This window comes from Pararhizobium sp. LjRoot255 (genome assembly GCF_964252905.1).
Classification (GTDB): domain Bacteria; phylum Pseudomonadota; class Alphaproteobacteria; order Rhizobiales; family Rhizobiaceae; genus Pararhizobium.
This window is the reverse complement of record NZ_CAXUPQ020000001.1, coordinates 395,308-415,619: the sequence shown is the minus strand read 5'-3', so window position 1 is coordinate 415,619 and position 20,312 is coordinate 395,308. Positions and strand designations below refer to the sequence as shown.

Annotated in this window: 23 protein-coding genes; 13 read left to right on the top strand and 10 right to left on the bottom strand. The window is 61.1% G+C overall.

The window, feature by feature from the left end:
- Nucleotides 1-2: 2 nt before the first annotated feature.
- Nucleotides 3-1,283, top strand: a complete 1,281-nt coding sequence (gene otnK, locus ACSQ2W_RS02135) for a 3-oxo-tetronate kinase (RefSeq protein ID WP_436084757.1) — start codon at nucleotides 3-5, stop codon at nucleotides 1,281-1,283.
- A gap of 472 nt (nucleotides 1,284-1,755) precedes the next feature.
- Here otnK and ACSQ2W_RS02130 read toward each other — a convergent pair whose 3' ends face one another.
- Entirely contained in the window at nucleotides 1,756-2,040 is a 285-nt protein-coding gene (locus ACSQ2W_RS02130) for a GIY-YIG nuclease family protein (RefSeq protein WP_436084756.1), read from the bottom strand.
- A gap of 194 nt (nucleotides 2,041-2,234) precedes the next feature.
- Entirely contained in the window at nucleotides 2,235-2,960 is a 726-nt protein-coding gene (locus tag ACSQ2W_RS02125) for a helix-turn-helix transcriptional regulator (RefSeq protein ID WP_436087652.1), read from the bottom strand.
- 131 nt (nucleotides 2,961-3,091) lie between these two features.
- Here ACSQ2W_RS02125 and ACSQ2W_RS02120 point away from each other — a divergent pair, with 131 nt between their 5' ends.
- The 5 genes from ACSQ2W_RS02120 (at nucleotide 3,092) to ACSQ2W_RS02100 (ending at nucleotide 6,006) form a co-directional block, all read left to right on the top strand.
- Entirely contained in the window at nucleotides 3,092-3,730 is a 639-nt protein-coding gene (locus ACSQ2W_RS02120; RefSeq protein WP_436084755.1) for a LysE family translocator, read from the top strand.
- A 184-nt stretch (nucleotides 3,731-3,914) separates the two neighbouring features.
- The gene (locus tag ACSQ2W_RS02115) at nucleotides 3,915-4,358 is read left to right on the top strand and encodes a c-type cytochrome (protein ID WP_436084754.1); all 444 of its coding nucleotides are present in this window, start codon (nucleotides 3,915-3,917) and stop codon (nucleotides 4,356-4,358) included.
- 101 nt (nucleotides 4,359-4,459) lie between these two features.
- Entirely contained in the window at nucleotides 4,460-5,377 is a 918-nt protein-coding gene (locus ACSQ2W_RS02110) for a c-type cytochrome (protein ID WP_436084753.1), read from the top strand.
- Nucleotides 5,378-5,416: 39 nt separating this feature from the next.
- Nucleotides 5,417-5,671 carry a type II toxin-antitoxin system HicA family toxin gene (locus tag ACSQ2W_RS02105; protein WP_436084752.1) on the top strand — a complete coding sequence of 85 codons (255 nt, stop codon included), beginning with the start codon at nucleotides 5,417-5,419 and terminating at the stop codon, nucleotides 5,669-5,671.
- Nucleotides 5,668-6,006 carry a type II toxin-antitoxin system HicB family antitoxin gene (locus tag ACSQ2W_RS02100; RefSeq protein WP_436084751.1) on the top strand — a complete coding sequence of 113 codons (339 nt, stop codon included), beginning with the start codon at nucleotides 5,668-5,670 and terminating at the stop codon, nucleotides 6,004-6,006. Before ACSQ2W_RS02105 ends, ACSQ2W_RS02100 begins: the two co-directional genes overlap by 4 nt.
- A 72-nt stretch (nucleotides 6,007-6,078) precedes the next feature.
- Here ACSQ2W_RS02100 and ACSQ2W_RS02095 read toward each other — a convergent pair whose 3' ends face one another.
- The 3 genes from ACSQ2W_RS02095 to ACSQ2W_RS02085 all read right to left on the bottom strand — a co-directional run bounded on the left by ACSQ2W_RS02095 (nucleotide 6,079) and on the right by ACSQ2W_RS02085 (nucleotide 7,285).
- The gene (locus ACSQ2W_RS02095) at nucleotides 6,079-6,483 is read right to left on the bottom strand and encodes a type II toxin-antitoxin system HicB family antitoxin (protein WP_436084750.1); all 405 of its coding nucleotides are present in this window, start codon (nucleotides 6,481-6,483) and stop codon (nucleotides 6,079-6,081) included.
- Between the two features lie 4 nt (nucleotides 6,484-6,487).
- Nucleotides 6,488-6,658, bottom strand: a complete 171-nt coding sequence (locus tag ACSQ2W_RS02090) for a type II toxin-antitoxin system HicA family toxin (protein ID WP_436087651.1) — start codon at nucleotides 6,656-6,658, stop codon at nucleotides 6,488-6,490.
- Nucleotides 6,659-6,781: 123 nt separating this feature from the next.
- A complete protein-coding gene (locus tag ACSQ2W_RS02085; protein WP_436084749.1) occupies nucleotides 6,782-7,285 on the bottom strand; it encodes an N-acetyltransferase family protein in 504 nt (167 codons plus the stop codon).
- A gap of 379 nt (nucleotides 7,286-7,664) precedes the next feature.
- Between ACSQ2W_RS02085 and bla the strand changes: the two genes are divergently transcribed.
- The 3 genes from bla to ACSQ2W_RS02070 all read left to right on the top strand — a co-directional run bounded on the left by bla (nucleotide 7,665) and on the right by ACSQ2W_RS02070 (nucleotide 9,401).
- Nucleotides 7,665-8,570 (top strand): class A beta-lactamase, encoded by a 906-nt coding sequence (gene bla, locus ACSQ2W_RS02080; RefSeq protein WP_436084748.1) that lies wholly within the window; start codon nucleotides 7,665-7,667, stop codon nucleotides 8,568-8,570.
- A gap of 166 nt (nucleotides 8,571-8,736) precedes the next feature.
- Entirely contained in the window at nucleotides 8,737-9,027 is a 291-nt protein-coding gene (locus ACSQ2W_RS02075) for a DUF3175 domain-containing protein (RefSeq protein WP_436084747.1), read from the top strand.
- A 134-nt stretch (nucleotides 9,028-9,161) separates the two neighbouring features.
- Complete coding sequence (locus ACSQ2W_RS02070; RefSeq protein WP_436084746.1) at nucleotides 9,162-9,401, top strand: hypothetical protein; 240 nt, start codon at nucleotides 9,162-9,164, stop codon at nucleotides 9,399-9,401.
- 16 nt (nucleotides 9,402-9,417) lie between these two features.
- On the opposite strand, the gene ACSQ2W_RS02065 is transcribed toward ACSQ2W_RS02070, so the two are convergent.
- The 3 genes from ACSQ2W_RS02065 to ACSQ2W_RS02055 all read right to left on the bottom strand — a co-directional run bounded on the left by ACSQ2W_RS02065 (nucleotide 9,418) and on the right by ACSQ2W_RS02055 (nucleotide 13,227).
- On the bottom strand, nucleotides 9,418-10,929 hold the full coding sequence (locus ACSQ2W_RS02065; protein WP_436084745.1) for a protein adenylyltransferase SelO: 1,512 nt from the start codon (nucleotides 10,927-10,929) through the stop codon (nucleotides 9,418-9,420).
- 238 nt (nucleotides 10,930-11,167) lie between these two features.
- Nucleotides 11,168-12,490, bottom strand: coding sequence for a pilus assembly protein TadG-related protein (locus tag ACSQ2W_RS02060; RefSeq protein WP_436084744.1), 1,323 nt, complete (start codon nucleotides 12,488-12,490; stop codon nucleotides 11,168-11,170).
- 209 nt (nucleotides 12,491-12,699) lie between these two features.
- Nucleotides 12,700-13,227 (bottom strand): DUF1697 domain-containing protein, encoded by a 528-nt coding sequence (locus ACSQ2W_RS02055; RefSeq protein WP_436084743.1) that lies wholly within the window; start codon nucleotides 13,225-13,227, stop codon nucleotides 12,700-12,702.
- A 225-nt stretch (nucleotides 13,228-13,452) separates the two neighbouring features.
- Here ACSQ2W_RS02055 and ACSQ2W_RS02050 point away from each other — a divergent pair, with 225 nt between their 5' ends.
- The gene (locus ACSQ2W_RS02050; RefSeq protein ID WP_436084742.1) at nucleotides 13,453-13,716 is read left to right on the top strand and encodes a ribbon-helix-helix domain-containing protein; all 264 of its coding nucleotides are present in this window, start codon (nucleotides 13,453-13,455) and stop codon (nucleotides 13,714-13,716) included.
- A 34-nt stretch (nucleotides 13,717-13,750) separates the two neighbouring features.
- Here ACSQ2W_RS02050 and ACSQ2W_RS02045 read toward each other — a convergent pair whose 3' ends face one another.
- Both ACSQ2W_RS02045 and ACSQ2W_RS02040 read right to left on the bottom strand, forming a co-directional pair.
- A complete protein-coding gene (locus ACSQ2W_RS02045) occupies nucleotides 13,751-13,954 on the bottom strand; it encodes a hypothetical protein (protein ID WP_436084741.1) in 204 nt (67 codons plus the stop codon).
- Between the two features lie 67 nt (nucleotides 13,955-14,021).
- On the bottom strand, nucleotides 14,022-16,115 hold the full coding sequence (locus tag ACSQ2W_RS02040; protein ID WP_436084740.1) for a S9 family peptidase: 2,094 nt from the start codon (nucleotides 16,113-16,115) through the stop codon (nucleotides 14,022-14,024).
- 458 nt (nucleotides 16,116-16,573) lie between these two features.
- Here ACSQ2W_RS02040 and ACSQ2W_RS02035 point away from each other — a divergent pair, with 458 nt between their 5' ends.
- The 3 genes from ACSQ2W_RS02035 (at nucleotide 16,574) to ACSQ2W_RS02025 (ending at nucleotide 20,191) form a co-directional block, all read left to right on the top strand.
- Entirely contained in the window at nucleotides 16,574-18,487 is a 1,914-nt protein-coding gene (locus tag ACSQ2W_RS02035; protein ID WP_436084739.1) for a methyl-accepting chemotaxis protein, read from the top strand.
- 196 nt (nucleotides 18,488-18,683) lie between these two features.
- Nucleotides 18,684-19,445, top strand: a complete 762-nt coding sequence (gene cmoA, locus ACSQ2W_RS02030; RefSeq protein ID WP_436084738.1) for a carboxy-S-adenosyl-L-methionine synthase CmoA — start codon at nucleotides 18,684-18,686, stop codon at nucleotides 19,443-19,445.
- Between the two features lie 11 nt (nucleotides 19,446-19,456).
- Nucleotides 19,457-20,191, top strand: coding sequence for a methyltransferase family protein (locus tag ACSQ2W_RS02025; protein WP_436084737.1), 735 nt, complete (start codon nucleotides 19,457-19,459; stop codon nucleotides 20,189-20,191).
- Nucleotides 20,192-20,312: the final 121 nt, after the last annotated feature.

Below are 20,312 nucleotides of genomic sequence, written 5' to 3'. Positions count from 1 at the left end.
TGATGACCATTCTGCTTGGATCGATTGCCGACGATTACACCGGCGCGTCAGACCTTGCCAACACGCTGACGAGGAACGGCCTTCGCACCGTGCAGACGGTCGGCATTCTCGATTCGTCCCTGGCGTTGCCTGATGTCGACGCGGTCGTCGTCTCCTTGAAAATCCGCTCGGTTGCGGCCGCCGACGCCGTGGCTGCGGCGACGCAAGCCGACCGATGGCTGCGCGAGCGCGGCGCGGCCCATGTGCTTTACAAGGTCTGCTCGACGTTCGATTCCACCGATGCCGGCAATATCGGTCCGGTGACGGAGGCTCTGAGCGCTGCTGCCGGCGGCGGTCTGGTGCTGGTGACGCCCGCCTTTCCGGAAACGGGACGCACCGTCTATTTCGGCCATCTCTTCGTCGGCGGACAGCCGCTGAACGAAAGTCCGCTCAAGGATCATCCCCTCAACCCGATGCATGACGCCAATCTGGTGCGGGTTCTCGCCCGACAATCGCGTGGCGCCATCGGGCTTGTCGATCTTGGTGCCGTCGCGGCCGGACCCGACGCCGTCAAGGCGAGGCTCGATACCCTGCGCACGACCGGCGTCACCGCGGCCATCGCCGATGCGATCTTCGAACGGGATCTTGAAACGCTCGGCGAGATCGCGCTCGAAACGCCGGTATCCACCGGCGCATCGGGCCTCGGCCTCGGCCTTGCCCGCGCGCTCGTCCGCTCCGGCCAGGTACCTTCCGGAGCCGCAAAAACGGCCGACGCCATTCGCCCCGTCGGCGGGCTTTCGGCGATCGTTGCCGGTAGTTGCTCCAGGGCGACGCTGCGGCAGCTCGAAGTCGCCGAACGCTCGATGCCCGTCCTGCGGCTCGACCCGGAAAAACTGCTTGCCGGCCCGGACGAGATTTCCGCGGCGATTTCCTGGGCCGGAGATCGCATTTCCGCCGGGCCCGTCGCCGTCGCCGCGAGCGCGTCGCCGGAAACCGTGTCGCGGCTGCAATCGCAATATGGTCGTGAGGCTTCGGGCCACGCGATCGAAACGGCGACGTCGGTCCTCGCCGCCGAACTGGTGGCAAGAGGCGTGCGCCGCCTGGTTGTTGCCGGTGGCGAAACCTCCGGTGCCGCGGTCGACAGGCTCGCCATCCCCGCCTTCCTGATCGGCCCGGAGATCGCGCCGGGCGTGCCGGTGCTGCGCACGGTCGGCAATGCACAGGGCGACATGCTCCTGGCGCTGAAATCCGGAAACTTCGGCGGCGAGGATTTCTTCACCGCAGCGCTGGCGATGATGCACTGACAGGAGAGGCAGCCGGGCACTCCGCAGCGGTCTGAGGGCATTCTCATCCGGCTTGAGAAGGTCGCTGCTGCCTCTTGCTCGTCATCCTCGGGCTTGACCCGAGGATCCAGACGCAATCGCTGCCGACGCAAATTCTCCGGGGCATCTGGGGAGATGGATCCTCGGGTCAAGCCCGAGGATGACGGAGGGGAGGGGTTTGGCGCAGAAAACTTAGTAACTCCGGTGGTCGGACGTTTTCTATTGATTTTACCCCGAAGGCTTCCGGCCCGTCATTACTCAAGGTCGTCATCCTCGGGCTTGACCCGAGGATCCATCCCCAAGCCTACCAAAGCTCTCGATACAGATCGCGCCATGCCCCAATGTCAGGAGTGCCCATCGCCCTCCCCAATGTCAGGGCCCATCGCCCTCCTCAAGGTCGTCATCCTCGTCCTCGGGTTTAACCCGGGGATGACCCGAGGATCCATCCTCAAGCCTACCAAAGCTCATAATACAAATCCCGCCAGTCCGGATTCATCGCCTCGATCAATTCGATCTTCCACTGCCGATACCATCGCTTGAGCGACTTCTCCCGCTGGATCGCAGTACCAATCGATCCGTGCTCTTCATACCAGACGAGTTGCCTGCAGCCATATTTGGCGGTGAATCCGGGCGTCGTGCCTTCACGATGCTCGAAGATGCGGCGTTCGAGATCGGAGGTCACGCCGATGTAAAGCGTTCCTCGCTTGTGGTTGGTGACGATGTAGACGTAGCCCGCCATGCGCTGATGATGCTTGGGAGTGGATCCTCGGGTCAAGCCCGAGGATGACGGAGGGGGTGCGGGCCGAGGCCACTCCAGTGGTAGGATGCTATTGGCTAGATCCCCCCAGTGGTCGTCCCCGGACCTGAGACGCCGCAAAAGTCGTCATTCTCGGGCTTGACCCGAGGGGTCCATCCCACCCCACGGGCGGTCTATCAAGCCTCTGATCCCGCGGCATCCAACTCCATTGGCGCCGCACTGTTCACCTGCCATCCCCTGATCCACAGATCGCGCAAGCCGTCGCCTTCGCCGCGAAAATAACTATCCGTCGCCGCGCAACGTTCCACCCGGTCGGCCCGGAAATTGCGGATGTCGGTGCGCAAATCGCACCAGGCGACCACTACGGCGGTCGCGGAATAATAGATCAGCGCCAGCGGCCGGATGGTGCGCTGGCTTGGCCTTCCGAATTCGTCGCGATAGTCGATGCGCAGTTTCTGCTCGTCGCGGATTGCCCGGCGCACCATCGCGAGGTCGAGCCCCGAGGGCGGCGGCGCAATCGTGCCCCAGGCATGCAGCGCGTTGGAGCGCATGGCTTGCCTGAGCGGCGCGGGCATGGCGCCGGCGATCTTCTGGTTGACGCGTTTGGCAGCGTCCTTGAGTTCCTCGTCGCCGGTGCGCTCCAGAAGCGCCAGCGCCAGCACGATCGCCTCCGTCTCCTCGATCGAAAACATCAGTGGCGGCAGGTCGAAGCCGGGCCTCAAGATATAGCCGATGCCGCGCCCGCCCTCGATCGGCACCCGCATCGCCTGAAGCGCTGCGATGTCGCGGTAGATCGAGCGGACGGTGACTTCGAGGTTCTCGGCGATTTGTGCCGCGGTCACCGGCTTCGTTGCCAGCCGCAGGATCTGGATGATCTCGAACAGTCGCGATGCCTTGCGCATGGTTTTCCTCATGCCACGAAACGCTCCTGACAGAACCCTGTCAGTTGGGTGACGCTATAGCACGTCCGCAAGTGCTTGAAAAACAAACACTGCGCCAATCGCTCACATCTCTTGATAGACGGACAACTGACATGACCTATGCGGAAAATCTCTGCCTCTTCTTCACCCTTCTTTTCGGTATCATCATTGTTCCCGGCATGGACATGGTTTTCGTCATGGCCAATGCGCTGACGGGCGGCCGGGCGTCGGGCCTGACGGCGACGGCGGGCATCATGGCAGGCGGTGTCTTCCATACGCTCTACGCGGCGCTCGGCGTCGGCCTGCTCCTGCATATGGTGCCGCAACTTTTCAACGTGCTGCTCCTGCTCGGTGCCGCCTATATCGCCTGGATCGGCTTGTCTCTCGTGAGAAGCAGTATCGCCATCGGCTCGGTCGAGCCGGGCGCCCGGCTGTCGCGCTGGACGAGTTTTTGCCGCGGGGCATTGACGAGCATTCTCAATCCCAAGGCCTACCTGTTCATGCTGGCCGTCTATCCGCAGTTTCTGAAACCGCAGTTCGGTCCTTTGTGGTCGCAGGCGCTGATCATGGCGATCATGATCTCGGTCACCCAACTGGCGGTCTATGGCAGCCTTGCACTTGCTGCCGGGCGCAGCCGCGACATGCTGGTCGCCAGCCCGCGCGCGACGGCGCTAGTCGGCAAATCGGTTGGTCTGGTGCTGATCGTCGTGGCGGCTCTGACCGCCTGGCAGGGCTGGACGTCCGCGGCATAGGGAGGTGCCGCGCGGAAATCTTGAGTAAAAAACTCCTGTTAATTCAATCTGTTGCAGCCCGTCGTAAACTCGGTCTCAAAAAAATGTTACTTCCTTCGGGAACGCAAAATGCAATCATGCCGGCGCATTGATAGGATTGGCCGCGCCAGGACCTGCCGCGGCTTCGTCGGACCGGGAGAATGACATGAAGCTGAGAACCGTATTTGTTGCCCTTGCCATGGCGGGCTGTGGAATGACTGCCGTCATGGCGGCTGGCGAGCCGCAGGAGGTCCGCCAGGGGCTGATGAAGGGGGTCGGCCGGTCGATGGGCGCGCTTGTCGCCATCGCCAAGGGGGAAAAACCCTATGACGGCGCCGTGGTCACGGCGTCGCTGGAAACGATCAGCAAAAACGTCAAGGCCTTCGCCGATCAGTTCCCGGACGGATCGGAAACCGGAATGGAATCGGAAGCCAGCCCGAAGATCTGGGAAAACATGGCGGACTTCAAGGCCAAGGCCGCCAAGCTTGGCACGGATGTCGATGCGACACTCGCGCAGCTTCCCGCCGACCAGGCCGCTGTCGGCGCAGCGCTCGGCGCTATCGGCAAGAATTGCGGCGACTGTCACGAGACCTATCGCCTCAAGAAATGAGGCGGCGGGTCGCGTCCCCCACAATATATAATCCTTTGGCGCGCCGGGCCTGAGTCTGGCGCGCCAAATGTGTTTTCCGGATAAAGCAGGGGGCGGGGTTTATGGGCGCACAGGTTCGCAGACTGGTATCGGCGGTGGTGCTGTTCGGCGCGATGACCGGTGGTGTCGCCTGGTTCCTGATGAAACCCGAGCCCTGGCCGGCCGCCCATTGGGAAAGCCTCGGCGAACCGGATCTTGCCAATGGCGAACAGGTCTTCTGGGCGGGCGGGTGCACCAGTTGCCATGCAGTGCCGAAGTCGGAAGGCGATGCCAGGCTGGTGCTTGCAGGCGGGCTGCCGCTGAAGAGCCCGTTCGGCACCTTCCATGTTCCCAATATCTCCCCGGACGAAACCGCCGGCATCGGCAGCTGGACGCTCGCCGATTTCGGCAATGCGATGACACGCGGCGTCGGCAGGAACGGCGAACATCTCTATCCGTCCTTTCCCTATGGCTCCTATGCCCGGCTGCCGCACAAGGACATCAACGACCTCTGGGGTTTCATGAAGACCCTGCCGAAGAGCGCCAATATTGCGCCACCGCACGAACTGCCGTTTCCTTACGATATCCGCGTGGTCCTCGGCGGCTGGAAACTCCTGTTCTTCACCGACAAGCCGCGGGTGACGGTCGACACCGGCAATCCGAAGCTCGCCCGCGGCCAGTATCTGGTTGAAGGCCCCGGCCATTGCGGCGAATGCCACACCCCGCGCAATGCCCTCGGCGGCTTCGAGGCCGACCGGTGGCTGGCCGGTGCGCCAAACCCGGAAGGTCAAGGCCGCATTCCCAACATCACGCCCGGCTCGAAGAGCATCGGCGGATGGAGCGAGAGCGATATCGTCAACTACCTCGAAACCGGCTTCACGCCCGATTTCGATTCGGTCGGCGGCTCGATGGTCGAGGTGCAGAAGAACATCGCCAGACTGCCGGCAGGCGACCGCGAGGCGATCGCGGCGTATCTGAAGGCGGTGCCGGCGCGGCAGTAGATGCTTGCATTTTCTGCTATCGTTCATTAAAGTGATAGCATGAACAGCAAGCACAGGAAGACGCTTGCCACGATCTTCAAGGAACCGGTATCCGGAACGATCGACTGGGCAGACATCGAAAGCCTTCTTGTCGCTGTCGGATGTACCGTCATCGAGGGCAACGGGTCGCGTGTAAGATTTTCCTTCGCTACTGAGGTGGAGAGTTTTCACCGTCCGCATCCAGCGAAGGAAGCCAAGCGCTATCACGTGCGCGCGGCGCGGGACTTGCTGCTTCGTATAGGAGTAAAGCCATGAATATTATGTCCTACAAGGGCTATGCAGCCCGTATCGAATATGACGCTGAGGACGAGATTTTCTTCGGAAAGCTTGCGGGCATCACCGATGGCATCGGTTTTCACGCTGACACGGTGGCAGACCTGAAGGCTGCGTTTCATGAGGCGGTGGACGACTATGTCGAAACCTGTGCGAAGATCGGCAAGAACCCGCAGAAGCCCTATTCCGGCAAGATGATGTTCCGGGTCGATCCGGAAGTGCATGCCCAGGCAGCCAAGGCGGCGGAACTCTCCGGCAAAAGCCTCAACCAGTGGGCGGCGGAGGTATTGGCAAAGGCCGCGTCGAAAGCGGCTTGAGCCGGCTTTTGACGGTGTCGTCGCCTTAAAATTTCGCAATGGCTTTGCAGCCGGGGACATGCCCGGTTCCCGTCAGGCTGCGTCGCTGCGGTTGATCTCGTGAAGCGCCGCGCGCGCGATGAACCCTGATCGCGTCAGCCCGTTCGCCTCTGCGAAACGGTCGATTTGTCGTAGAACGTCTTCCGGCAGCGTCACGTTCACGCGCACCGCCTTCTTCGTGTCTGTCTTGAACCCGACGAGAATGGCAACACATTTCCTATTGTCCGGGTCAGCCATCACGGTTTCAAGGCTGGAGGGTTCCACAATCGCACCCCCGTCCTCGATGAGGCCTTCGAGATGCAATGTCAGCGCTTCCTCCGCCATGCGTCGGGCATCGTCAAGATCGGTCCCCGCCGAGATCACGCCTGGAAAATCGGGGAAAGAGACGCCGTAGTCGCTGTCAGTATCCTTATGGATCAGTCCGATGTAATGACGCATGGAGCTACCTCAGTTTTAGGCCGGCTTGCTTTTCGATGCTTTTGCGCGTTCCGACAGGAATGTCGCGCTTGGGATGAGGAACCGTTACGCGACCCGGCTTGTCCGCATGCTTGAACTGGACATGGCTGCCTTTTCTCGCCACCTCGAACCCGCCGTCTTTTCTCAGCGCGGTGATAACATCGGGAGCTCAGCAGGCGCTGATTTTATACACATCGATGTGTATAAATCAGCGCTGTTATTCCTGGGAGCGAGCGGCGGAAGATGTTGCTCCGAGAACCGCATGCCGGCTTTCGCTCCCTCACGCCAGCGTCTGCAGATAGCGCATGCCGGTCACCGGGCCGGGTGTGAAATTCTCCGATTCGTAGAAGCGGTGCGCCTGGAAATTGCCGGTGGCGGCGCTGACGGAGAGGTAGGTGGCGCCTGCCATGCGGGCATGCTCGCGGGCCTTTGCGACGAGATGGCGGCCGATGCCGGTGCCGCGGTGGGCCGGGCGGACGTAGAGCTGGTGCAGTTCCATGCCGCGCGCGCCCTGCTGGGCGCGGTAGAGCGGCACGAGGATGGCGTAACCGATGAGTTCGCCCGCGGCTTCGGCGACCAGCGCGGTGATCCACGGCATGCGGCCGAACAGGTCGCGTTCCAGATTTTCCGGGGTGACGGCAGCGGCGTCGCCGTGATGGGCGGCAAGCTCGGCGATCATTTCGCTGAGCGCGGTAAGGTCGCGGCTCCTGACGGCGCGGATCGTCACCATCGGCGCGCGCGTGGCCGGATGGGCATGATGTGTCGGGATGGCGGTCTGCAGCATTTTAAGGCTCCTGAATGGCTTTCCCGCCATCAGGTGCCGTCCAAAAACAAAAGCCGCCTGATGGCGGCTTGTTGAACGAGATCAGTCAGCCGCACCTATGGGAGCAGCGTAAAATACCAACGGGCGATGTTTGCGGTTCTGATCATGGCGGGCAATTTCGTCTTTTCCGCATTTTTGTCAACCGGAAATCGTGCCGCTGTTAATTTTTATGGTCGAAACAAGATCGGCATGCGCCATCTTTCCAGCAAAGAGCAGCCACATTCGCTGCTTACCGGTCATCAACGGCGACAGCGCCAACTACTGATGAATGGCTAATATTCGTCATTCTTATCAAGTGGTTACTGTCGCAGTCACGTCCATTCCTGGGAGAACCCACCGCATGCCATTCACGCTCAAACGTCGCTCCTTCATCATCGGTTCCGGTCTGCTTCTGCCCATGGCTGGCCTTGGTGCCGGTCTTGGCGCCGGCCTTGTTGCCGGTCCTGCCTTTTCCGCGGGAAACGATATCGACAAGCAGCTTGCGGCGCTGGAAAAGCGTACCGGCGGCCGTCTTGGCGTTTGCATCCTCGATACGAAGAGCAACACCTCCTTCGGTCATCGCCAGGACGAGCGCTTTGCCATGTGCTCGACCTTCAAGGCGCTGGCCGCCGCCTTCGTGCTGGCACGCGTCGACAAGGGTGAGGAGACGCTCGCCCGGCGCGTTACCGTTGCGAAGACCGACCTCCACGCCCACTCGCCGGTCGCCGAAAAACACGTCGGCGACGCAATGACGGTCGGCGAGCTCTGCGACGCCGCCGTCACTTACAGCGACAATGCCGCCGCCAACCTCATTCTGGCGAGTTTCGGCGGACCGGACGGGTTGACAGCCTGGCTGCGGTCGATCGGCGACGGAACGACGCGGCTCGACCGGACCGAACCCGCCCTCAACGAGGCGAAGCCGGGCGATCCACGCGATACGACGACGCCGGTTGCGATGATGCGCACGCTTGGAAAACTGCTGCTCGAAGACGTGCTTTCGCCGCCATCCCGCGACCAGTTCGCCGCCTGGCTCGTCGCCAACAGGACGGGCGACCGGCGGCTGAGGGCGGGGCTTCCCGCCAACTGGACGATCGGCGAGAAAACCGGCACCAGCGGCCATGGGGAAGCGGGCGATGTCGGCTTCATGCGGCCGCGCGAGGGGCACACGATCCTGGCGTCCGTCTATATCGCCGAAGCGACGAAGCCGGTGAAGAAACTCGAGCCGGTCTTCGCCGAGGTCGGCAAGTTGATCGCCGCCATGGCGTGACGGACCAGCCGGGGATATTTCTCCCGCGCCCGTCTCGTAAACCGGCGAACATCTCCGAGATGTCACGAAGTGACAGAGGGGTCTCATACTGCCGTGTACCATGGGCATCGATGGAACAAGCCAGGGCGCTTGCCGGTTTTCTTCGAAACGATCGAAGGAGCGGACAATGCCGAAAAAAAAGCAGAAGAAATGGTCCAGGCACGTGACCGAGACCAGCAACGCCCTGGATCTGGAAAAGGACGTGTTCCGGTCGCATGATCCCGAAGAAATCGCGCGATCCCTGAAGCATTCGGCCGAGGAGAGCGACCGGCGCAAATCGAACCCGTTTCGATCCGCCATGTCGATGCTGAATTTCTACATCAACCGGGCCGGCAAGAACTTGCCGAAGAAGCAGAAGAAGGTTCTGGAAGACGCCAAGGGCGAATTGCGGAAGGATTTTGGCCGCGATCCGAAATAGGCTGCAGCGCCGCGCCGTATGAGGTGTAAAGGATGCTGTAGCACTTTGAAACAGCCGCATAACGCCTTAAATCGATTCCGATTTTGAAAGTTATGCAGTAAATCGTCGGCATCGTGATTCACAACGAGGCTGATATGAAGAGATTGCTGTTTGTGCTTTTGGTTGCAGTTGTTGCCGTTGTCGCGGTGATCGGCGGGCGCTGGTGGATCTATGTCACCAATACCAGCGACCCGCTGGACGAAGTCGGCATCGAGCTGAACAGCCGCATGCCGGAACCCTTGCGCAAATGGGGATGCGCCCAGTTGAAGGCGAATTTCCGCGATCGTCTGCCGCCCTATGGCTGCGCGGCAACCGGAAGCACGGACTGGGAATAGGCTTTCCACATGGGCATCACGTGCCGCAGAACGTCCTCACCACTTCCTCGGAGGGCGTTGGCGGCGCGGCATAGGCTGAAAAGCCCTGCTGATCCTCGTAGGGCTTCGCAAGGACCTTCAACAGCGCCTCGAACAGCGAGAAATCGCCTTCGTCCTCGGCAGCGCGGATGGCCTGCTCGATCCGATGGTTACGCGGAATATAGGCCGGATTGACCAGCCGCATCGCCTGTGCCCGTTGTTGCGACGTCTGCGCCTCGCGCGCCAGCCGGGCGCGCCAGTCGGCAAGCCAGGGCGTTACTGCCGCCGGGTCGCTGAAGCTCATTGTAAACGCCTCCTGTGGCGCTTCGCTTTCGGCCGCGTCGGCAAGCCGCCGGAAGGTCAGGGTGAAATCCGCCTGTCCCTCCTTCATCAGCGACAGCAGGCCCTGGACGAGATCGAGGTCGCCATCTTCGTCTTGCGTCAGGCCGATCTTGGCCTTCATGCCGGTGAGCCAATGGGTCTGGAAGCGTGGGCCATAACCGGCGATCACGTCATTGGCGAGATTGACGGCCTCGGAAGCGTCCGGGTCGAACAGCGGCAACAGCGTTTCGGCCAGCCGCGCCAGGTTCCATTGGCCGATCGCCGGCTGGCTGGCATAGGCATAGCGCCCGCCCTGGTCGATCGAGGAGAACACCTTGGCCGGATCATAGGCGTCGAGAAAGGCGCAGGGGCCGAAATCGACCGTCTCGCCGGAGACGGCGCAATTGTCGGTGTTCATCACCCCATGGATGAAGCCGATATGCAGCCAGCGGGCAATCAGCGAAGCCTGCCGCTCGGCGACGGTCTCAAGCAGCGCCAGATAGGGGCGCTCCTGTCCCTTGATCTCCGGATAGTGCCGGTCGATCACATAGTCGGCCAGCGTCCTGACGCCTTCGGCGTCACCGCGCGCGGCGAAAAACTGGAAGGTGCCGACGCGGATATGGCTTGCCGCGACGCGGGTGAAGATAGCACCAGGCAGCACCCGCTCGCGATAGACCGGCTCGCCGGTGACGACGGCCGCCAGCGCCCGGGTTGCCGGAATGCCGAGCGCATGCATCGCCTCGCTGACGATATATTCCCGCAGCACCGGTCCGAGCGCCGCGCGTCCGTCGCCGCGGCGTGAATAGGGCGTCTTGCCGGCACCCTTGAGCTGGATGTCGCGGCGCACGCCGTTCTTGTCGATCACCTCGCCGAGCAGGATCGCCCGCCCGTCGCCGAGCAGCGGTACGAACTGGCCGAACTGGTGACCGGCATAGGCCATGCCCAGCGGCTCGGCGCCTTCGGGAACACTGTTGCCGGAAAAGATCGCAGCTCCATCGCGCTCCAGCGCATCCGCATCAAGGCCAAGCTCTTCAGCCAGCGGCCGGTTGAACTTGATCAGCCACGGTTCCACCACCGGCGTCGGATGGACGCGCGCGAAAAACCGCTCCGGCAGCCGCGCATAGCTGTTGTCGAAGGGGATCGGTGCAATCGCGGCGGTTCTCTCGGATTTCGGTTGGCTATGGTCCATGCTTCCTGATCTCCACCGAATACCGTCTCGGTCAGCGGCTGCCGATGATATCCCATCCGCTGACGGTTGGTGAGCCGGATATCGTGCGTGCGGGCTTGCATTGCAAGGCCTTGTTTTCCGCCGCTGTTCGATGGGTCATGCCGCGTGTACCTGATTGTTCAGGGCTTGCGTGTCGGCGTCACGCCGAGCGTGCGGTCCGGCCCCTCGATGCCGAGAGGCCGGCATTGCCGCGTCTTTGTCATTGCACGAGGCGGATCGCACCCGGGTTGTTGATTGTGGTATTTGCCAGCTCCGGGTCGCAATCCATCTTAAAATAGCTGTTTCCGGTCAGGGTGATCTCCTGTGCGACCAGGCGAATGCACTCTCCGCCCGTGGCGCCGTTTCCGGAATACTGGATCTCCTGCGTGTCCGGCATGTAGACGATCCCGGTCAGCGAGGACGAGCTGTTGCCGTTGATCACGGCTGATTCCGTGTTTCCATGCTCTGCCACGATCGAAAATCCGGCCCAGTCTCCCAAGAGCGATGGCGAGATATCGAATGTGGCGCCGCCGTGAATGAGGAGACTGGCGCCGTTCATCAGGAAAAACGTGACACCGTGACCGGTCACCACCGATTGGCTGGTCAATTGCAGGGAGCCGCCATCGATGATGTAGGAGCCTGGCTCGAGATTTATCTTGCCCTTGAGGTCAAGGCTGCCATAGGTTCCCGGCTTCAAGGTGACGACATAACCGGCAGTGTTTCCGTTCGGGGTCCGTCCCGTGCCGTTGCAATTTCCATTGCCGCCACCGCCGCCGACGAAATTCTGGCCGCAGCCCGAGAGACTGGTCCACGAACTGGCCGGCGGCAGTTTCTTGTACTTGAAGGGATCCGGAACCCTTGACGATTTCTCATGCGGTTCCGCACAGGCCAGTTGCACCGCATCGGGATCGATCGATATGCCGCCGGCAGAATAAAGGCACTCGGCTTTCAGCTTGCCCGAGCCGCCGACATAGATCGCCTGTGCGTCGGTGGAGTTTGCCGTGATGGTACAGCCGCTCATATCGATATCCGCGCTGCCGCTGACCTCGAATGACCTGTATCGGGTCGGGTGCAGGGCAAGGATGCATGCTTCTATTCCAGGCACCCGGGCGGCAATGGCGCGTTTGCTGATTTCGAAGGGAAGCCGCTCCAGGAACATGGGTTTGTAGTTGAAACCGTAGGCCGCGGTTGCCGTATCCTCAAAGGCGCTGTGAGCGAGCGTCAGGCTGAAACTCGACAAGCCGTCTTCCTCGGGCAGCGGCTCGGAATTCGCCGGAACAGTGAAATTGCCAAAGAAGATGTCACTTGCTTCCTTGGTCGTTTCGTCTTCGCTGGAACCTTCCCCGAAGGACCGGACTGCCGAAAGGGCCGCGCTGTCCAGCGCCGCTTGCAGTTTCGCCGCTTCGACGTAGGCGGCTCCAAGATCAATCACCACAGCAGCGGCTCCGATGACCGGAACGAATGCAATAGCAGTCAGCGTGGCAAAATTACCCGATTCGTCACCAAGGAAATGATCGATGTACGCTTTGAACGGCCGCCGCATAGCTACCCCCTCTATATGGACTGGCAATTAAGAGGGAATGTTACCGATCTCTAATGTTAGAAAGATGAAAGAAACAATTAAGATTTTAAGGGTTTTCGCAAACGCTTCTTTGCGGATTTCGCCTTCCATCGTCTGTTGCCGGGCAGGCGCTGCAATTTCCCATCTGGTCCGCAGCGCCTGAGAGCCGGGCGCCGGGACAACATCGTCTCTCAGCCGCCGGCGCCTTCCATCTCCGTTGCAAGTTCCGCCAGTGTTCGCACCGTGTTGAGATTGCGCGATGTTGCGTGCTTCAGCGCCGGCAGTTTCAGTTTCGAGCGGCCGGAGCCGTTCGGGTAATGCACGTAGATCTCGCGGCCCGCCACGTGCACCTCCTCGCCATCCGGCGCGACGAGTTTGTCGAGCGCATCCGCAGGCGCCTTCTCCGGCAGGAAGTTGACCATCAGGTAGTTCGGTTTGGCATCCGGAAAGGGATTGTTCTTCGCGATCATTTCCAGTTGGCTGCGGCTGCGCACCATCACGCCCGGCGCCTTGCCCAGGAATTTGGCGAGCGCCGCATCGAGAATCTTGGCCGCCTCAGCCGCCGGAAGGTCCGAGCGGAAGAGCACATTGCCACTCTGGATATAGGTTTTGACGTCCGAGAAGCCGACCTTCTCACAAAGCGCTTTGAGGTCGCTCATCGCCAATTTGCCGGTTCCGCCGACATTGACGGCGCGCAGAAGGGCGATGTGGACGGGCATGTGTTCTCTCTTTCCATTACTATGTCGGGTGCAGATTAATGCGGAGAGGCGCCCTTGCCAATCAAGCAGCGCAGGCCCCAGGCGGTGCTTTTTGATCAGGCCGTACTGCCGGATGCGGCCTCGGTCTGCTCACAAGCTGCCGCAATCCGTTCCCGAAATTGCTGCTGAAGAATTGCCAACTTGCCACGCTCGCCTTACTTTGACTGTCGGGTTTGGAGATCGGCCATGAACGAGATATTGAAGATATCATTGCCGTCCGAGATGGTGGACTCTATTGAGAGCCGGGTGAAGGCTGGCGGCTATGCCTCCACCAGTGATGTGCTGCAGGAGGCCGTGGAACTGTTGCTTCAACGTGAAAGTGACGATGAGCTCAGGCTGGTATCGATCCGATCGAAAATTGCCGGGTCGCTGGGGGATGGCTCTGCGGACATCAGTATGGACGAGATGGATGATTGGCTGGAAAAACTAGCCGAAGAACATCGCCATTGATGAAACCGCACAAAGTGGTTTTCAGAAAAACCGCTCAGGCGGATTTGCGCATGATCTTCTCGTAGTTCTGGAAAAAAGCGGCAGTAGTGACACCGCGCTGAACTATGTGCGACGCATCCGAAGGAAATGCGAAGAGATCGGTATCGCGCCACTTGCCCATGTGGAGCGTCCTGACATCTGGCCGGGATTGCGGATGGCTGTCTTCGAGCGTCGTATCGTCATGCTCTACGTCGTTCAAAAGGAGACCATCCGCATCACGAACATTCTGTCGGGAAGCCGGGACTATGAGGCCTTGATGCGGACGCCTACATCTTCCCCGCCACCTTGATCGCAAAGGCATATTCGAACGCGATCTCCTCCAGCCGCTGGAATCGTCCCGACGCGCCGCCGTGGCCGGCGTCCATGTTGGTCTTCATCAGGATCGGCTGGGAGCCGGTCGTCTTTTCGCGCAGCTTGGCCACCCATTTGGCCGGCTCCCAATAGGTAACGCGCGGATCGGTGAGGCCGCCGAGCGCCAGGATGGCCGGGTAGGGCCTGGCCGAAACGTTGTCATAAGGGCTGTAGGCCGCCATGCGCTCATAGGCCGTCTTGCTCTCGATCGGGTTGCCCCATTCCGGCCATTCCGGCGGAGTGAGTGGCAGCGTGTCGTCGAGCATGGTGTTCAAGACGTCGACGAAGGGGACGGCGGCGATGATGCCCTTGAACTTCTCCGGCGCCATGTTGGCGATGGCGCCCATCAGCATGCCGCCGGCCGAGCCGCCTTCGGCAACGATGTTTGTGTAGGAGGTGAACTTCTGTTGATTCAGATAGTCGGCCGCCGCGATGAAGTCCTTGAAGGTGTTGGTCTTCTTGCCCATCTTGCCGTCTTCGTACCACTGGAAGCCCTTGTCCTTGCCGCCGCGGATATGGGCGATGGCAAAGACGAAGCCGCGATCGACGAGCGACAGGCAATTGGTGTTGAAGCCTGCCGGGATGCTGATGCCATAGGCGCCATAGCCATACAGCAGGCAGGGCGCCGAGCCGTCGAGGGCCACGTCCTTGCGATAGAGCAGGGTGACCGGAACTTCGACGCCGTCCCATGACGGCGCCATGACGCGGCGGGTGACGTAGTCCTCCGCATTGTGGCCGGACGGCACCTCCTGCGTCTTCAGGAGCGTGCGCTCGCGCGTCGCCATGTTGTAGTCGTAGAGCTGGCTCGGCGTCGTCATCGACGAATAGGAGAAGCGGATGACATCGGTGTCGTATTCGCCGGCACCGGAAAGCCCGAGCGAATAGGCTTCCTCTGCGAAGGCGATGGCGTGTTCCTCACCGCTCCTGCGGTCGCGGATCTTGATCTGCGGCAGGCCGTTTTCCCGCTCCAGCCAGACGAGATGGCGGGCAAAGGCCATGTGCGAGAGGATCAACCGGCCCGACGTGTGCGGTACGACGTCGGTCCAGTTTTCGCGGCCAGGTTTGTCAACCGGCGTCTGCATGATCTTGAAATCCTTGGCACCGTCGGCGTTGGTCAGGATGTAGAAGACGTCGCCGCCCTCGGTCAGCGAATATTCGAGCCCGGTTTCGCGCGCCGATACCAGATGCGGCTTGCCCGTCAGGTCGGAGGTCGGCAGCAGCCAGTATTCGCTGGTTTCGTGGTCGTGGATGTCGATGTAGATGAAATCGTCGAGCATCGAGCCGCCGACGCCCATGAAGAAGCCAGGATCCTCCTCCTCGTAGACCAGGCGGTCGTCGCTCTGCGGCGTGCCGATGATGTGATGAAAGATCTTTGACGGCCGGTGGTTATCGTCAAGCACGGTATAGAAGAAGCTCTTGCCATCCGGCGCCCAGGCGCCGCCGCCGCCGGTGTTTTCGATGACGTCGGCCATGTCCTCGCCCGTTGAGAGGTCGCGGACGCGCAGCGTGTAATATTCCGAGCCCTTGTCGTCATAGCCCCAGAGGCCGCGGCTGTGGTCGGTCGAGTGGTCGATGCCGGCGAGGCGAAAATAGGCCTTGCCGTCGCCCTCCTTGTCGCCGTCGAGAAGGACCGTCCGTTCGCCGCCATCGCGGGGGATGCGGAAATAACGGGGTTGCTCGCCGCCGGTGACGAAGAAGGTGCCATAGGCAAACGGTCCGTCCTTCATCGGCACGGAACTGTCGTCTTCCTTGATGCGGCCCTTCATCTCGGCAAACAGCGTCTTCTGCAGCGCTTCGGTATCGGCCATCGCCGCCTTCATATAGGCGTTCTCGTCCTCCAGGTGCTTGCGGATTTCCGGGTCGAGGATCGAGGGATCCTTGAACATCGCCTGCCAGTTGTCGGCGCGCAGCCACCCATAGTCGTCCGTGCGGGTGATGCCATGGCGGGTATCGGTCACCGGTTTTTTTGAAGCAACGGGAGCGGCGGGCAGATTCTTGAATATGGACAAGGATGACTCCGGGAAAAATGCGAGGGGTGTACACCGGAGATAGAGGCCGGGTGCGCAAGGTTCAAGGAAAAAGCGCGCGCTGTTGCAGAGATCGGCATGGGCGGCCTCCTTGCGCCGATCTCCCCCGGTTGAGGGCGGGGCTATCACATATGGATTTACGGCTTGCTGCCTCTTCTCCCCGCGGGGGAGAAGAGGGAGTCCAATGCAATTGCCCTGCAGTTGAGCGGGAGATGTCACGAAGTCACAGAGGGGTATGCCCCAGGCTGTCGTATATTGTGGCCGTTTGCGGTTGTCGGCCGCAATTCACATAGGAAAGCTTTAACCGTACGTTAGCGCAATTCCTTCAGATTGCGCCTCAGGCGCGATGTCGTTTCCCCGTGCGCTCTGTCAGAGGCATCATGCCTTGAACCTCCCTTTTTCGTTCAGCTTGCGGGCGTTCGCCCTGCCGGAGTTCAGTCATGACCTTTCGCAATCTCTCCATTCTCCAGAAGATCGGCCTCGTCGTGTTCGTCATGGGGCTCTCGTCGCTGGTCATCGCCTTCGTCGGCGCGAAGGGTATTTCAGCGCTGGAGCAGGCCATCGTGTCGGTCGGCGAGAAAGAGGAAGTTGCCCGCGAGGCGATGGACCTGCGCGTCGATATCATCGCCATCAGCCGCATGACCTACCAGCTCGCCGCCCAGCCTGAAAAGGCGGCCGATTTCCGCGCGGAAACGGAGAAGCGCTCCAACGAAATGCTCGAGCGCCTGCCGAAGATCGAAGCGACCGCCGACCAAACCGAACTCAAGCAACTGCAGACGATCCGCTCGACGCTCGAAACTTACTTCGGCGAAATCCGCGCCATGGTGGATGTGGCCGAAAAGGACAGCCAGGATGGTGCTGCGATCAAGGCGGGGCTCGACAAGGCGCTCGCCGCCCAAAAGACCGTCACCAGCGCGGTCAAGGAATACAGCACCTATTCGGGCGAAGCGCTCGCCACGGCCCGCGCCGACGCTCTCAAGTCCTCGTCGCTCGCACTCGTCATCGCCGTAGCGTCGGCCGCGGCCTGCATCGTCTTTGGTGCGGTGGTCAGCCTGCTCGTTGCCCGCCGGGGGATCGCCGCACCTGTGCGCAGCCTGACGGCCGCCATGAGCCGCCTTGCCGAAGGCAACCTCGACAGCACCGGCACGGATGCCGGCCGCAAGGACGAGATCGGCGAAATGGCGCGCGCCGTCGAAGTCTTCCGCCGCAACGCGCTGGCGATGCGCGACATGAAGGCGCAGGAGGCAGCACTTCATGCGCTCAGCAGCGATCTGCAGTCGAGCATCAGCGCCGTGGTTGCCGCAGCGGTCGCCGGCGATTTCACCGGCCGTATCGGCAAGGACTACCAGAACGACGATCTCAACCGCTTCGCAGGCAGCGTCAACGAACTGGTCGACAGTATCGACAACGCCGTCGCCGAAGTGCGCCGGGTCATCGCCGCTCTTGCCGACGCCGATCTGTCGCAGAACATGGAAGGGCAGTTCCACGGCGCCTTCGCCGAGCTGCAGCAGAACGTCAATACGACGATGGTGACGTTGCGCCTGACCATGCAAAATGTGCGCGGGGCTGCCGGCACGATCAAGGAAAGTTCCGCCGAACTGAGCTCGGCCGCCAACGACCTCTCCAAGCGCACCGAGCAGCAGGCCGCAGCGCTTGAGGAAACCGCCGCGGCATTGGACGAGATCACCGCGACCGTCCGCGCCTCCTCGTCGCGCGCCAACGAAGCCCGCGACATGGTGCGCGAAACCAAGGAGAGCGCCGGCAAGTCGGGCGAGATCGTCCGCAGCGCCGTCAGCGCCATGAGCCGCATCGAGGGTTCGTCGAGCCGGATCAGCCAGATCATCGGCGTCATCGACGAGATCGCCTTCCAGACCAACCTGCTTGCCCTCAACGCCGGTGTCGAGGCGGCTCGCGCCGGTGAAGCCGGACGCGGTTTTGCCGTCGTCGCCCAGGAAGTGCGCGAACTGGCGCAACGCTCCGCCAATGCCGCCAAGGAAATCAAGACGCTGATCAGCGCGTCTGCCTCGGAAGTCGAGGGCGGCGTCTCGCTGGTGCGGGCAACGGGCGATGCCCTGCTGGAAATCGAGAAGCTCGTCCTGCGCGTCAACGACCATGTGGACAGCATCGCGACCGCGGCGCGCGAACAGGCAACCGCGCTTGCCGAAATCAACACCTCGGTCAACCACATGGACCAGATGACGCAGAAGAACGCCGCCATGGTCGAGGAGACGACGGCCGCCAGCGAGACGCTCGCCGACGAGAGCCGCCAGCTCCAGACCCTGCTTGCCCGCTTCAAGCTGGAGGAAGCAAGCCGCGTGTCGCATTCGCAGCTGCGTACCCGCTACGCGGCCTGAGCGGCCACTCACAGCTGAAACAACCGGAAGCGGCCGCTTGTCGAACGACAGGCGGCCGTTTTCGCATGCTGGATCGTTTCATTGGCCCTCGTCCCTTCAGGCTCGCCGTTCAGGTGGGTGTCAGCTTTGTGGTTTCCTCTCCGTCATCTGTGCGGCCAGGCGGCCGTGCCGGGCCTGTCGGGAGAGAGTGGACAACATGACGAAGAAAGCACTGCATATTGTCCTTGAGACCGAGCGGAGGGACACTGTCTTCGGTCAGGACGAGCCGCCGGTCGGCGATTTTTCCTTCAATGCCAAGGTGGCTGACGTGTTTGACGACATGGTCAGCCGCTCGGTGCCGCACTACGAAGAAATGCAGCGGATGGTCTGCGAACTGGCGCTGGATTTTGCCAGTCCCAATACCCGCTTGTACGATATCGGCTGCTCGACTGCGACCACGCTGCTGGCCCTCGATCCCGTTCTGGATCCCAGTGTCAAGTTCATTGGCGTCGACAACGCCCCCGATATGCTTGAGAAGGCACGGCAGAAGATCGCCCAGACCGGGACGCAAAGGCCGATCGAGCTGCAGACGGCCGATTTGCACAAGGGCCTTTATATGGAGAATGCCAGCGTCGTTACGATGCTGCTGACACTTCAGTTCATTCGTCCACTCTACCGCGAGCGAATGATGAGGATGATCTACTCCGGCTTGAACGAACAGGGCTGCGTGGTCCTGATCGAAAAGCTGACGAGCGAAGACACGACCTTCAATCGCCTGTTCATCCAGCATTATTACGATTTCAAGCGGCGAAACGGATATTCGGAGATCGAGATATCCAAGAAACGGGAAGCGCTGGAAAATGTTCTCATCCCCTATCGACTGGAAGAGAATATCCAGCTTCTCAGGGAAACAGGGTTCAAGCACGTCGAGGTGTTTTTCCGCTGGTACAATTTCTGCGGCATCATCGCGGTCAAATAGCTGAGAAAAAAATGAAATCCTTGATGATCTCCATCGGCAACTTTCTGTTCCGGTATCGAAACCAGCTATTCCCCGTCATTATCGTCGGGCTGTTTCTCTCCGCCGCGCCGGAAACGGAAATGTTTGGCAGCAAGCAGCTCGAAAATGCCAAGGACATGGTCGCATGGCTTATCGCATTTTCCGGGCTGGCGTTCCGCGCGATCGTTATCGGCTATGCCTACATTCAGCGGGGCGGCCTGAACAAGAAGGTCTACGCCAAAAATCTTGTCACCGAAGGCATGTTCGGCATCTGCCGCAATCCGTTGTATGTCGGCAACGTCCTGATCTACAGCGCGGTCTTCCTTCTGCATGGCGACCCGGTGGTGACTGTCATCGGTATCCTGTTGTTCGGTTTCATGTACCAGTGCATCGTCTACGCCGAAGAGGCGTTCCTTAAGGGGAAATTCGGGGAAGGCTACAAGGTCTACTGCGCCGATGTCCCGCGTTGGCTGCCGCGCTTCGGCAAATTTTCCCAGGCCACCGAGGGCATGGACTTCAATTTCAAGCGGGTTATTGCCAAGGATTATTCAACCGCATCGGCCGCACTGATCACCTTGCTGCTGGCGGAAATTTACGAGCACGTTGCCGGCTCGGTTCCGATCCCCGATGCCCGTTATGTGTCCATCCTCGCAACACTCATTGTTCTGACCGGCATCGCCACCGCATTCATCAGTCAGCTGAAGAAACGCGGGGTCTTCAGCGAATAGAAAACGGTTTGAATGGAGACGTTCGGGCTTCCGTGGACTGGAGCCCGACCGCGCCATCGGCAGCCGCATTCCTTCCCTGAGGGCAATGATCCTTGACGCCGGCTGCAGCCCATTGCCGCTG